Annotated in this window: 13 protein-coding genes; 10 read left to right on the top strand and 3 right to left on the bottom strand. The window is 55.1% G+C overall.

Going from position 1 to position 13,614, the window contains the following annotated elements; genetic code table 11:
• Positions 1-948, bottom strand: a complete 948-nt coding sequence (locus ABD735_RS07000) for a hypothetical protein (protein ID WP_344804723.1) — start codon at positions 946-948, stop codon at positions 1-3.
• Between the two features lie 124 nt (positions 949-1,072).
• On the opposite strand from ABD735_RS07000, the gene ABD735_RS07005 reads away from it, so the two are divergent.
• The 7 genes from ABD735_RS07005 to ABD735_RS07035 all read left to right on the top strand — a co-directional run bounded on the left by ABD735_RS07005 (position 1,073) and on the right by ABD735_RS07035 (position 9,423).
• Positions 1,073-1,516 (top strand): ion channel, encoded by a 444-nt coding sequence (locus tag ABD735_RS07005; RefSeq protein WP_344804725.1) that lies wholly within the window; start codon positions 1,073-1,075, stop codon positions 1,514-1,516.
• Between the two features lie 205 nt (positions 1,517-1,721).
• On the top strand, positions 1,722-3,140 hold the full coding sequence (locus ABD735_RS07010; protein ID WP_344804727.1) for a hypothetical protein: 1,419 nt from the start codon (positions 1,722-1,724) through the stop codon (positions 3,138-3,140).
• A gap of 128 nt (positions 3,141-3,268) precedes the next feature.
• Positions 3,269-5,065: a hypothetical protein gene (locus ABD735_RS07015; protein WP_344804729.1), complete on the top strand. Its 1,797-nt coding sequence runs from the start codon at positions 3,269-3,271 to the stop codon at positions 5,063-5,065.
• Positions 5,049-7,001, top strand: a complete 1,953-nt coding sequence (locus ABD735_RS07020) for a lysozyme inhibitor LprI family protein (RefSeq protein ID WP_344804731.1) — start codon at positions 5,049-5,051, stop codon at positions 6,999-7,001. Before ABD735_RS07015 ends, ABD735_RS07020 begins: the two co-directional genes overlap by 17 nt.
• A gap of 52 nt (positions 7,002-7,053) precedes the next feature.
• Positions 7,054-7,878 (top strand): hypothetical protein, encoded by an 825-nt coding sequence (locus ABD735_RS07025; RefSeq protein WP_344804733.1) that lies wholly within the window; start codon positions 7,054-7,056, stop codon positions 7,876-7,878.
• Positions 7,879-8,025: 147 nt separating this feature from the next.
• The gene (locus ABD735_RS07030; RefSeq protein WP_344804735.1) at positions 8,026-8,826 is read left to right on the top strand and encodes a hypothetical protein; all 801 of its coding nucleotides are present in this window, start codon (positions 8,026-8,028) and stop codon (positions 8,824-8,826) included.
• Between the two features lie 315 nt (positions 8,827-9,141).
• A complete protein-coding gene (locus ABD735_RS07035; protein WP_344804737.1) occupies positions 9,142-9,423 on the top strand; it encodes a hypothetical protein in 282 nt (93 codons plus the stop codon).
• Positions 9,424-9,506: 83 nt separating this feature from the next.
• Here the strand turns inward: ABD735_RS07035 and ABD735_RS07040 are convergent, their stop codons facing one another.
• On the bottom strand, positions 9,507-9,932 hold the full coding sequence (locus tag ABD735_RS07040) for a VOC family protein (RefSeq protein WP_344804739.1): 426 nt from the start codon (positions 9,930-9,932) through the stop codon (positions 9,507-9,509).
• 139 nt (positions 9,933-10,071) lie between these two features.
• Between ABD735_RS07040 and ABD735_RS07045 the strand changes: the two genes are divergently transcribed.
• Positions 10,072-10,626, top strand: a complete 555-nt coding sequence (locus ABD735_RS07045) for a DUF421 domain-containing protein (RefSeq protein WP_344804741.1) — start codon at positions 10,072-10,074, stop codon at positions 10,624-10,626.
• Positions 10,627-10,654: 28 nt separating this feature from the next.
• Here ABD735_RS07045 and ABD735_RS07050 read toward each other — a convergent pair whose 3' ends face one another.
• On the bottom strand, positions 10,655-11,560 hold the full coding sequence (locus tag ABD735_RS07050) for a helix-turn-helix domain-containing protein (RefSeq protein ID WP_344804743.1): 906 nt from the start codon (positions 11,558-11,560) through the stop codon (positions 10,655-10,657).
• Between the two features lie 117 nt (positions 11,561-11,677).
• Between ABD735_RS07050 and ABD735_RS07055 the strand changes: the two genes are divergently transcribed.
• Together ABD735_RS07055 and ABD735_RS07060 are read left to right on the top strand one after the other, a co-directional pair.
• Complete coding sequence (locus ABD735_RS07055; protein ID WP_344804745.1) at positions 11,678-12,577, top strand: DMT family transporter; 900 nt, start codon at positions 11,678-11,680, stop codon at positions 12,575-12,577.
• A 65-nt stretch (positions 12,578-12,642) separates the two neighbouring features.
• Positions 12,643-13,512: a hypothetical protein gene (locus ABD735_RS07060; protein WP_344804747.1), complete on the top strand. Its 870-nt coding sequence runs from the start codon at positions 12,643-12,645 to the stop codon at positions 13,510-13,512.
• Positions 13,513-13,614 lie beyond the last annotated feature (102 nt).

A 13,614-nucleotide genomic window follows, 5' to 3' on the forward strand; every position in this document is an offset into this window, starting at 1 on the left:
TCATTCGCAATCTTCAAGCCAGGGCTTCGGGTTCATGCTACCAATATCGTTGCATTGGTTCATCATCATGATGGCAAGACCACTTAGGACGACCGCGGCACCAACCGCAGCCTTTTCCTCCCAATTCGCGCTCCGCTCCAGCCGGCGCCGAAGTTGTTCTTTTGCGCGCATTTGCATATTGGCCAGACGCCGTCCCGTCTCGTCGTCACGGGTCAGTAACTGAATTCCGTCATCGAGAAAGAGCAGGGACGCCGTCATGATCGACTCCTTGTTCCTGACGGCGACGAGCTTCATCGACGCCGGCAGGTTTGAGCACTGCGTCATTCGAACGCCCATGATGCCGCGAATAAGGGACGCCAACCTGTCCCCCTTGTCGGCCCGTTGACTCAAGGCGGCATAGCTGAGCGGTGACTCAGCTGACAGCTTGGGGTCATAAAACTCGTCCAGTTCGATCATGACACCGAGGGCAACAGGACGGGTGGGACCGATGTCAAAGCGGATCTCTGGTTCCTGCGTGCACATGCGGCCGATCAGACGAGGGGAGGTAGTGTTGAAGACGACCGGATATTCATTTTCTACCGGCGGTTCCGAAAAGCGGCCACAGCTTCTGTTGTGATCGACATAGGTCGGTGGTTCTATCACCACGCCATACATTTTCCTATCGATGTGGGGTGTTGCTTCCAGGGCCGCTCGCATTCGGCCTATCATCGTCTCAGCGTTTTCGGCGCCGCGCATTTCGGCAATTTCGAAGGTTCGCATCAACTCACGATAGTCTCCGACGACGACTTCGTTGTGCTGATAATAGGTTTGCCCGATGCCTCTCTTATGCTTGCCAACGACGCAGACATCGGATTCCGCAGGCTCGGCCAAAACCGGTGCCGAAGCAGTCGTGATGGTCATCAATGCGAGATATGCGATTACGCGGGGGCGCCCAGAGAACGATATCATCGCGAAGTCTCCTGTATCGTATACATCGAAGAGGTACATGGTCGAAAGACAGACTCCTCAATTTGCACCCCATCTGCAAGCTTCATTTTACAGATGATGCGACACCAACCGAGATATTGCTGCCATGCTTGATCAGGCTCACATCGTTGTATTTTTAGTGACTGTGATCACCACGGTACTGACGGTGATGTTGCACTACGAAGCTTTCATTCTGTTTGGTCGCATAGTCGGACAATCCAAGCTTTCACATCGACGCCGCATGCTGTTACTAATATTCGGCCTGCTCCTGGTTCACATTGTCGCCATCTGGGGCTTCGGAATCAGCGCCTGGTGGCTCGTAGAGATCAACCATGCCGGCGAGCTCACCGGCTACGATGGACTCTCATTTCTCGATTTCATATTCATGTCGGCGGTGACCTACACGACACTTGGCTACGGCGATATGATTCCGCTGGGGCCCATTCGTTTCCTCTATGGCACACAAGCACTGGTTGGTCTCGTTCTCATCACCTGGTCGGCGTCGTACGCATTCCTTGAAATGCAGAGAAACTGGAATAAGCGTGGTTGATGAGCTTGAAAACACCGGCCTCGGGCTCCCTCCATTTTGTGACACGTTTCTCCATCCCGCCCCTGCGGAGCACTGATCGCACCCAAGGCATTGACACTTTCTGACAGATCGGTAATGTAGAAGTACGCATTCAATCTGAGCCTGTGAAAGGCTTGCCCATGTTGTACCGGGTTACCCGTGCCAGGCTTGGCCAAGGGAGAGTACAATGAGTGACCCACGGTATCGAAATCTTCTGGTTGGTGTGATGGGCACCATCCTCGTTGGATGTGGAGGCGGTTCATCGTCATCTGGCTCATCGAGTGAGGATAGTAACGCCTCACAGGCTACCCTGTCTGGACGCGCCGCTGTGGGAGCGCCAATTGTCGCGGCTTCGGTAGTGGCCCGGTGTGCTGACGGGAGCGGCTTCACCAATGACGTGGGTACTGACGGCAGTGGGCGCTTCGAAGGGCAGGTCGCGAGTGCGGCCTTACCTTGTGCGCTTCGCGTGAATGGCAGCACTGCTGAGACGACACTCCATAGTTATGCTGTAGTCGGCGGTAACGTCAACATCACCCCTCTGACCGATCTCATCATTGCCGTCGCGACCTCAGCCAGTCCATCAACATGGTACGACCAGAGTGGTCAACTGCCGGATGCAGCAACGCTTGCGTCGGCCCAAGCCAGTTTCCTGAATGCGCTCCGCTCCGAAGGGTACGGCTTGCCCGGTGAAGATTTCGATCCTTTTCGAACGCCATTCTCGATAGGGGACAATGCTGACCAGCTGCTGGACAATCTGATGGCCGCTGTCAGCATCATGGCGAACGTCGAGAACTACGCCGCATTCGTCGACCTCTTGAGCAGCGGTAACCTGGCCTCGATTCCACAGGCCCCGGGTGCGTCTGCTGATGCCGGTACTGATGACGGTGATACCGGCGACGGTGGAGGTAACGGAAACGTCGACCAAACCGGGAACGCAACTGCGTCGGCCTGTATGGGCAGCCTCCTTGACCAGGAAGGCAATATCCTCGAATTGCAGCAGCGCCAGTATGATCCAGTCAGCGGAAACCAGATTGGCAACGTGATTGATCGCCAGGAAGTCGGCGGACTGGTTGATTTCAGAGGGGACACTGCGCGCGTCCTCGTCACTGAAACGAGGTCGGACTACCTTGGTGGTCAGCCGCTTACCCTGTACGGACGCCGATATTTGAGGCTTGATCAAACTGCAGCGCTCGTAAGCGTATATGGTACGGAGTCGTTAGATAGCTTTAATGGAGCCTCCACCGACACTTTTTGGTATGAGCCTTCCACTGTCAGTCGTTTCGACCTGGCGCAAGGTGAAAGCTACCAGCAGCTGTATACCAGCTATGTGGCTTCCGGTGGTGGCCAGCCCGTCGTTCAAAGCGACAATGATCTAACGACAACCTACGCCGGCAGAGAGACGGTTACCGTGCCTGCTGGCACCTTCGACACCTGCAAGTTCTACTATGAGGACAGCGGCAGTCACGGTGGTTGGGCGGCGATTGCGTGGGTGAGCGTCGGTAACGGCATTCCGGTCCAGGGTGGCGGAGTAGGCAGCGATGGTGCTGAATTTATTACCGAAAGACTGCAATCGTTCAGCCTCAACGGCGTGCAGCAGGCGCCCTGAGCTGACGCCAGAGTATCTGGTGGCCTGGTGTTGGCCTTGATACCTTCATTTGTCGTGACTCAGCGCGAGGCTTCATGATCCAATATCTTCGATTTGGCCGATCCGCCCGCCTTGCAACAGCATTGCTGATGTTATGCACTGTCAATCAGCAAGCCGCTGCGCAGGTTGGCGAAGACGGCTGGATCATGTTTGCCGCCCCAGCGCCATATCGCGCTCAAGTCTCATATATCGAAGATGGTGAAACACTGTACGCGTTTACCTGCAAAGTTGGCGCCCAGCGTGAGGTGCAACATTGGCTTGGAGGCAATGAAAGGGAGATACAGACCGGAGTCTATTTTACCGGGCAAAACAGCAAGCTCACATTCAGTTCGATAGACCACTCGCTCAGCCCAAAAATCAATTTCCGTATGTTCCGGGACGACGATATGGTAGAGGTCATATCAGGCCAGGGCGAGATCAAAGTCTCACCGTTCACCATGTCGGAATTCACGACTGCCTATCTGGGTTTTTACAAAAGTTGCCAACGAGGGTATTCCAGCGGAGCAGCTCCGGCCTACAATTGCAGGGTATTCCTGAACCGGGAAGAACGCACCGTTTGCAAGTCTGCCGATCTCGGCAGAGTTCAACGCGCCACAATCGAACGTTACGAACTTGTTTCCCGAGGGCTGCCTTCGATCGAGGAAAAAGTCGAGGTCTGGCAGCGTTATGCGGCGCATATGGACGACCTGGCCGCCTGCAGTAATGATCGAACCGGAAAATGTTATGCCGCCAGCTATCAGAAGTTTCTGGCGGAACTGAATAAATACGAAGTCGACACGGCAGGTCCTGCAGCAGGGCTCGAAGCCTCGCTTCCGGATGCTGAACTGGAAGCAGAATTATCGCGTCACGGATTTTCATCTGCTCGGGGACAAGGAAGGATAGATGAGTTGCACTTCGTTGAGGCGGCAATCGGCGATCGGGAATTTTTCGTTGTGCTTCACGACGTGCCAGTCGATCAAGACATCAATCCGGTCGATGAGAGATTGCTGCGGGCGGCTGCAATCCTTGCCGATGAACTGACGCCACCCCCTCATGTCACGCTCTACCACATTGTGAAGAATCACCCGGTTCCCGCGACTATAACGAACAGACCGGATGAGCCGGGGATTGCCCTGAGTAAATTGATCGTTGCTTGGAAAAAGCCAGACGTCGACACAATCGTCACCGACTTCGCCTTCGCATTTCCGCCAACGTCGGTCCAGGCCGTCTTGACAGCGGCCGGAGTGCGGGCCGTGGAAGTTCAGGACTACGAGACGAGGGTGAATGAGGCGCTTGCTCAGGTCGATCAGACGCTTGAGGCTTCGGTAATCGCCGAGGAGCGGGAAAAAGCGATGCTTGCAAGCAGGCAAGGGCTGGTTTATCGAAACCGGGCTTTCTGGTCCGACATTGCTCAGGCTCAAGCACGTAAGGTATTCGAGGGGGAGCAGGTGCCTCCAATTGTAGGCTTGCGGTTCCTCGCGGGCTGGCTGGCGGCGAACGCGGCATCCTGTTCGGCTTCAGGAGAGACTGCAAGCGAAGTGGACTGGCCGGATGGTCCAGCGCTTCATCAGCTGCTTGCGGGGCAGCCCGAAGCTAAGCTGTTTCCAGAAAAGCCAGTTCTGCTCGTCAGTGAACATTACGTCGATCTATTTTCGGCGGCGGCTGAACCCGCGTTGTTGAACAATGACATCCTGGCTCGGTCGAAGCAGTCCCCAGCGCTCATAGAGCGGATGGCTGGGCCGGAAAAAGCTGCTGCGCGGCTTATGCGGCGGGCAGGGTGTGATAGTGCTACGAGCAGACAATTCGAAATGAATCTGGTTCGTCTGTTACGGGGTGATCCGAGCCTGCAAAGCAGCGGGACGCGCATCGAGCAGGCAGAGAGGGAAAGCGATGCACCACCACACTAGAGTCGTCGATCTGCATCGGTTGATCTGCGGTATATTTGCCGCCTGTGCCATATTCTTTGCCGCCAGCACTGGTGCACAGGAATGGCCAGCACCACCACCGGTCAACGGAACCTTCGATGCCGGTCACATGGCGAAAGCGAAGTCTCTGGAAACCGCTCTGTCCTGCCATCGTGACAATATTTATTGCTCGGATGCGCTGGTTCAGGACTTTAAACAGAGGCTTCTTGAATCGGCAGCGGCAGCGCTCAACCGAATGCCAGACGTCGAAGGGCGACGTGACATCGCGCCGAGCAGTCTCAACCTCTTTCATCAGAATCTTCTTGCATGTAACAGGGAGGCGGTCGTCGAATGCTCGAGCCGAGCGGACAAGGTTCAGGACAAGTACGATGTTTTGACGACTTTTCCTGCTGGAAGCGTCCAGGGCGACTCGTGTCAACCGGCCGTGGAAAAAGCCTGCACAATTAGTTTGTTAACTGAGCGTATCGAAGCGTGGAATAAGCGCAATACCGAAGAAGATAGCAATCCGGTCCTGGCAAGCAATGATCCTGGTTTTGACTGCAAGCGGAGACTGTCGGCTGCCATGCAGACCGTTTGCCGCGATGCCGAACTCAGCGCACTTCATCGCGAGATGCTCGAGCGATTGAATTCGCTGCCAAAGAAGTTTGATCGTAACAAGCTTTCGCGTGAACGAGCAGAAGTGCTCACAGATCACTACTGGCATACCGCGAGCTACCGTTGTCAGGACGACAAGACCTGCATTCGCGCGAAAATTGAAGAGCGTATTCAGGATATTGCGAACATCGCGTCCGAGATGGGTGTTATCACTGAGAAGATAGTCGCCCACGAAGGCGAGCTTGAGACTGAACGCCGGCTTGAGGCGCTCGCGTCCCACAGGGCGCAGCTGTCCGAGTTTATGGGAGGGATTGTCGCAGATGCAACGATGCCATCGGGTTCATCCCTCCGTACCCACGAGAATGTTCGCGAGTTTGAGCGCGCGATCAGGATAGCTGACATCGAGCAGGGCCTCAGTGAACTTGCCTCGCGAGAAGGGCGTGTATACCGCGGCTTGTGGTTCTGGAGCCAATTTCGCAATCCGAGCGCGATGCGATCGGTGTTCCGTGGCAATCGCAGCGTTCCGTTTACTGCCGAGGAAGGCGCAATCTACTTCCACAATTCATATGCACTCGAGCGCGGCAATGTTGATCAGATGGGCATGCTGACAGCCTGGGTCCGGGTTTACGCTTCAATGTGCAGCCATCTTCTGCCAACGCCCCCGGATGAGCTTCGGATCCAGACTTTCACAACTTCGGGGCCCCTAATCAACCGTACAACAAACCTCACAAGCACGGATGTCCTCAAGTTTCAGGCCGGTCTGATGCGGCCCTACAGCGAATCTCGCAAAGCGCTGGAGGCGAAACAGCTGGCAGCTGCTCAGAACAATCTCTGGGGCAGAGCCTTCGAAATCATGTCAGGCGGGCTTGGCGCAGTGTCTGCCGAAGCTCGCTCGCAGCTTGGGCCATATATTTATGCGCAGGACGATTTCATTCGTTTTCTGGATGCCGTCGGCTGTGACAGCCCCACAGCACGACAGATGTCACAGGGCATTTCTATGCTCGCACGTGGTGGATCGCTCCCGTCTGAAACCACTGAAGCCGCTATTGCGGGCGCGGAGTGGGTGAGCGATGTGCCGCAGGCCGCTGGAGAATTTCGCCACCATAGTGAAATCTGCTGGGACTACGAGATAGGGGGCCACAATGCTTGTGGTTGTCTTGTGGACGTTGCCGGTGAACGGCTCGGGGAAAAGGATGGTCTGTCTGCAAGTGTTGCCTATCCCGATGTCCATAAGGCATTCATGACAGCTCCGGAGGCCAGTCAGAAAATATGTCGAGATCCAATTGGTGCCATTAGTGGTGGCCTGTTATCAACACATCGTTAGGCGAAGTGCTGCATCTTGACCTCTCCATCAAGGGCGACTGATTGGATCAACAATGAAGCGAGCCTTACTTACCCTGTTGCTGGTCTTCTCTGTTTCGGCTGGTGCAGCAGAAACATGTTTCTATCCGAGCAAGCAGGATGACGGGAGCTATGACCATTTTGACGCTTGTGGCCTGATCGAGGGTGATCAGATAAAGCTGGCAAAGGCTCATGCCGAGAATGTTCTTTTTAACGAGCATGGGCTGGCCTGCGTGATCATGTCACCTGCAGATACTTTTTACATCCACGACAGCGGACGCTCTCAGCGAGTGTATTTTTACGACAATGGTTGTGACTATTTCAAGGAGGGGCTGGCGCGAGGCCTTGTCGACGGAGAGATGGTGTTTATTAATCCTGCACTGGACACTGTGTTGGCCCCAGGTTTTGAACTGATTTCACATTTCAACTACGGGCACTCTGTCGTCTGTAATGGCCCATTTGAAGAGGAAAAACACGGCGAGCATACTTTTCTCACAGGGGGAAAATGTGGCCTCATTGATAAACAGGGTGATCTGGTAGTTGAAGCCCGATACAAGATAGAAGATCGAGATGTGTTTCAGACCTACCTCAATACCCATAATCATTGCCCGCCGCCTCCGGTGACCTCAGAGAATTCGGCGCTGTGTCATGCGAAGCGCCATGTCTCGAACATGGACTACCAGACGGGCGAATGGAAGCGACATACCATTTCTGACCAGGGCGAAATCTGGATAATCACGTTCGTCGAAGTGGATGAGCCCGATGAAGAGCTCACCTTGATCTTGCAGTCGGCCAGTGCTCAGTGGGACTCCCTGATCAAGGAGTCACATGATGAAGCGCTGCAGCGCACAAAATATTAATCAGCTATATATCTGCCACCAGGGCAATGACATGAAATTCAGATATCAAATAGGTAAAATCCTCTCGCGGAACGAACCGTATTTCATCGATCGTTAACACTCAAGTTTTCTGATGGATCTACTTTCAACTGACAAGAAGTCGCTACTATGAACCCACTTCAAAATACTCTCCTGACAATCGGAATACTGCTGTCCTCAACCGTGGCATCCGCAGTCGAATTAGCGAAATATCCCAAAGCCTATACTGCCAATCCTGGCATTACGGTCATCGTTGCGCCGACACAGGATGGACAACAGGCCCTGGTGCAGATGTCTGGGCTGAACAGCGAAAGAGACGACGTCATGTTTCTGACTGACATAGAATCAATTGGAAACAGTAGTGAGGGGTACAGGACAGAGTTTGATGGTCGCCGGATCAATCTGATCATAAAGAATCAGGGGTGGGGCGGTGAGTACCTTGCTATTTTTCCTGGTGGCGAGAAGACCATTCTGTACTTCGATGAAGACAAGACCGAGCCACTGAAGCCCGAGCATCTTCTGGCTATCTACAATCAACAGAAAGCGGATGGTGTTCAGGAAAAACTAGCCAAATTTGATCGTGAAAAGCATGTGAATCTCGCGGTCGAGGGCCTGAAAGAGGCCGATGCCGAAGCGGCGGCAGCATGTGACAGCAACATTCAGACGAATGTCATCTGGGATAGCGTCAGTGACGATCTTTTGAAGAGTGTGAGTATAAACGGCTACTGCAGAACGGTCGTTTCGGAGCTCTCCAGTTTGTGCGCTGAGTCGAGTGACATCAAAGCATTGGCGGCCCAGTTGGAAACGGTAAACTGCCGCTTCGGTGATAGTCTGAAAATCGACCACGACAAGAGTGAGGTGGATTTTGTGACGGCGAAGGATGAGCCTAATCAGCAGGAATTCGTGAAATCCTATTTCCGCAACCTGTAGGTCAGCAAGGCATTCTTTCTGGTGGCGCTTCCCTGATAGTCCGCAGCCCGCCCGGTCGTCCTTCAAAACCACGCTAGCCCGTGTATTTATCTCGCAATGACGTCTTTCGCAAAGATTACATTATGGTCGTTGTTCTTGTAATCGAAGCTGCGCGGGCTCGCTTCAGGATTGAATCGACTTCAAGCGACCCAGCGCTACCGTTGGGCTCAGGCCCAGGTTTGATGGTGGCGCGGTCATTGCATTATCTCACTACTCCTGACGGCCCAAAAAAGCCGCGACTGCCATCAGCAGTTGTCGGCGTTATGGAGGTATTCAATGAAGATTCTAAGAACAGTCGCTATCGCAAGCTTTGCAGGCATCATGCTGGCAGCAGCGGGTTGTGCTGAAGAGAGTGATAACGAGGTAGACATTGTGACGCCGGAGCAGGCGGAGCCATTGGAGGAACGTACTTCGCCTGATCCGAGACTCAATACTCAGGAACTGGACGATGCGAAGAAGCGTGACAGTGTTGTCGAACCGGATCCCGATGAGGATTCAGATGCAGTCGAAATTCCTCAGCCAGCCATCGAGTACGAAGAGTACGATGAAAACCAGTAAGACCGGCGGCAACCAGGTAGAAGCCGAAGCGTAGAGGATCCGCTTCGCTTATCTCTGGTTCAGCACGAATGGCTTAGCTTGTCCTACTTGGCGAACAGCTGGCTCATATCCGCGAAGGCCTTGAACTCCAGTGCATTGCCACAAGGATCCAGCAGGAACATCGTCGCCTGCTCCCCCGGTTCGCCCTTGAAGCGGATATAGGGCTCGATCACGAACTGCGTGTCGCGTATCCGCAGACGATCTGCCAGCGCTTCCCATTCGCCCCATTCCAGTACGATGCCGAAATGTGGTACGGGTACGTCATGACCATCCACCGCGTTAGTACGCGCGTTCTCCTGAGACGGGGTCTTCGGGTGTTCATGGATGACGAGCTGGTGGCCATAGAAGTCGAAATCGACCCAGTGATCGCTGGAACGACCCTCGGCCAGGCCGAAGGTCTCACCGTAGAATTGCCGTGCTGCCGCCAGGTCGTGCACCGGAATGGCGAGATGGAAGGGGGAAAGCGCCATGACTCTATCTCCTGAGGATCGGTCGATAACTGAAGTTTATTCACGAAGACTGTAGCTGGGCTCTCACTGAAAAGGAATCATTTGGGGCCGCCCAGCAATAAGGTCGATAGTAGCTTAACGATCGTAAGATCAAAGAACGATGTCGTATCACCAAGAGGCTACACGCAATATGTTCGTTGATGAACCAACGCTGGATCTATTTCTAAGGGGAGTTTTGCTGACCGTCCTCACGCTGTGCTGGGTGGTCTTGCTGGTGCGGATCAACGGGCTCAGGTCGTTCTCGAAGATGACGAATTTCGATTTCGTGATGACCATCGCTGTTGGCTCTCTGCTTGCGGGTGCAGCCCAATCGACGAGTTGGGGCGGCTATGCTCAGGCGGTGGCCGCCATGGCTGCGCTGTTTGCGACACAATATTCAGTCGCTCGCCTGCGTCAACGATTCGATCCCTTCGAAACCCTTGTGCAGAACACACCTGTACTGCTCATGAGAGATGGCAAGATCATCGACAAGGCTCTGATGGAGACGCGCGTGGCCAAAAGTGATCTGATTGCCAAGCTTCGGGAAGCGAATGTTCTCGATATGTCAAAGGTCCGAGCGGTGGTGCTTGAAACTACAGGAGATATATCGGTACTCCACGGTGATGAATTGTCGGAGTCTCTCCTGCAAGGCACAAGGACTGTGACACGTTCTTGACATCGGCAAAATGACTAGATGCGTGCAGCTAGCCATCGCGATACTGCGATGGCGTCACCCCGAACCGCTTTCGGAATGCCCGACTGAAATGGCTGTGATCACCAAACCCACACAGTAGCGCAATCACTGTAATTTTCTGTCCGGACTGACGCAGCAAATCACGTGCGCGTATGAGTCGCTGCTCGAGCACATATTGATAGGGTGCACAGCCAATACTTGCCCTGAACAGGCGAGCAAAGTGAAAAGGGCTCATATTCACCCAGTCTGCCATCCGTTCAAGCGTCAGATTTTCAGGCAAGGCAGCATCGATATGCGCCTGCAACAATCGAACTTGCTGTCGGCTCAGCTTACCGCTGACATCCGGAGCAGGCATATTGACAGCAGAATGGCGACTGACCATCTGTACCATCAGCCAATGTGTCAAATGGTCGGCTGCCATGCTGTCTTCGGCGGTATCCCACCCACTTATGTCGAGCAGACGACCGCTCTGGGCGATCAGCTGGTCTTCAAACTGATAACGTTCGTTCAATTGAACACTGTTGGGCTCGCGATCCCAGACCTTCGCCCTGCACCGTTGCAGGTCCAGATCAGTGAAGTACAGGTGCACGAACTCGAAATCTTCCTGAATTCGCCACTGTGATTGACTGCCGGCTGGAAACAGGCAGATCGCTCCGGGGAAGCCATGGCTCACCGCCTGCCCTTTGACCTGTCGAGACGTGCGTTCGCCGCCGCGCGTATAAATGCTCATCGCGTGGTGTCGGGGCCGTTCGTACTGCGCCTCGCCCTGATGATTCTGCCAGTGCACCAGTGCCCGCCCACATTGCAGTTCGAGCGATCGCCGTGGTGCCGCGCCGGCAGCCTTGAGTGCATCGATGATGTCTCGGGCCTGAGTTGGCGTCTGAGCGGATGAATCTGAAGAGCTGAGTTCGGTCATGCGTATCTCCGGAGCATGGCAAGAATCATCCATGCTTCCGCAGGATCTGACAAGTCCCAGCAAGCGCAGCACACTATGCTGAGCCTTCCATCAACAATTGCGACCGGAATGTACGCTATGCCAATTGGAATACACTACTGCCTGACTGTGTTGATCTGGGGCCTGACCTGGACGGCGATTCGTCTGCAGGTGGAATCTGCGCCCGTAGACCTGTCGGTGCTCTATCGGTTCGTCATGGCTTCGTTGGTAGCGCTCGGCGGGCTTGCGTTACTGCGCCGTTTGCCAAGGATGTCATGGCGCCAGCATCGCCTGTTGATCCTTCAGGGAATGACGCTCTACAGTGTCAACTTCCTGCTGATTTACCGAGCAGCTGAAACCATGACAACGGGCCTGCTGGCGGTCGTGTTTTCCCTCGCAGCCCTGTTCAACGCCTTCAATGGCTGGTGGATCATGGGCCAGCGGCCCAGCCTGCGCATTTATCCAGCTGTGGCACTCGGCGTCACGGGGGTGGCTTTGCTGTTCTGGCACGACCTGACGCTCGGTAATGCCACTGTTGCCGCTATTCTCTTCGCTGCAGGCGGCACCTTCTGGTTTTCGCTCGGAAACCTCATCAGCCTGAAGGTGCGTAATGCCGATATCCCGCTGTTCGCTGGCAATGCCTGGGCCATGGCCTATGGCGCTGTCGCACTCGGCATCTGGTGCCTGATTCAGGGTGTGCCCTGGCATCCGCCTCAGTCAGAAGTGTTCTGGGGTGCCACAGTATTCCTGGCGATTCCGGGATCGATCATTGGGTTTTACAGCTACATCACCGTGATCAGGACTCTTGGCGCAGACAAGGCCGGATATGCGACCGTGCTGTTTCCAATCGTCGCACTGTCGGTCTCGACCTGGCTGGAGGGTTTCGAGTGGACGATCACAGCTGTGATCGGTGCGCTGCTGGCACTGCTTGGCAATTATGTGCTGTTTCGCAAAGCCGCAGTACCCGTGGCGCCGAAGCCCCTGTATGGTAGCGACTGACCGCAAAGCAGAGACCACGATAGTGAGGCCAGGTGGGTACTTTTAAAAATTGGAGAACAACTTCGTTGCTCGCTGGCGCGATGATGGTCGGACCGCTGTTGGCCAGCGCCAATGACACCTGCCTTGACGCAGCCAGGACTGAATTGGAAAGGGCTTACTGCAGAGTCGTGAAAGGTGGAGAAGGCGCGGGCCTGCCATCCTTCGAAGATTTCCGGCGCAACGATGTCCTGGTGCAGGCCCTGTTGTTGAAACGCCCTGCAGAGCGTCTTGGGCTGACCTTACCCGGCCGCAGCAGCACGCCGTCTGTGCCGCCCGGATCAGTCACGGCACCACCGCCGATGCCGGCTCTGCCAAAACCACCGCCCCTGGCCCCTGCGTCCGCGAGCATGTCATCGACCAGCCGAGCGACCAGTCCAGCGACCAGCCCTGCCGCCAATGCCGGGATGGATGAATGCCGCCTCACCGGGCAAGGTGACGTCATCACCTGTGCGAACAGCCGCTACGTACTCGCAGCCAACAAGCAGAACAGCGCCCTGGTTCGAGGCGTGCTCGAAGATGCCAATCGGCTCGACCTGCCATCCTACCGTGGCCCCCGCAGCGACAACGACGCGGTCATTCGTTATCTCAGCGACGTCTATGCCATCTACGTCCAGAAGATGCTAGGCATCGGACTCGGCGCGGCTACCCTGAGCTTCACCGAGTTCCACCACGCCTTCCATACGACAGAGTCTGCTGGTGTTGATTTCGCCAGGCGCTCTGAGGAAACCTTTCAGCTTCTCAAGGCGGACCGCAAGACCATGGCGGTGCAAACGCGCCTGCATGACAAACTTCCTGACAGTATCGACGCCTGCATGGATATCAGCAGCGAGATCATCGTGTGTGACGACGTCGGCACGAACTGGGTTTTTATACGTTCACCTAACGAGATTCGGTAGGGCCCGCCCTGTCGACTTCGCCCTCGCAGGATGCCCTCTGGTCCGCCGCCTGTTTTATGCGTAGGATGGCGGCCTCCAACGCATTGTTTCAAGGAAAGAAAT

It is taken from the genome of Allohahella marinimesophila, from assembly GCF_039538005.1.
Taxonomy (GTDB): Bacteria; Pseudomonadota; Gammaproteobacteria; order Pseudomonadales; family Oleiphilaceae; genus Allohahella; species Allohahella marinimesophila.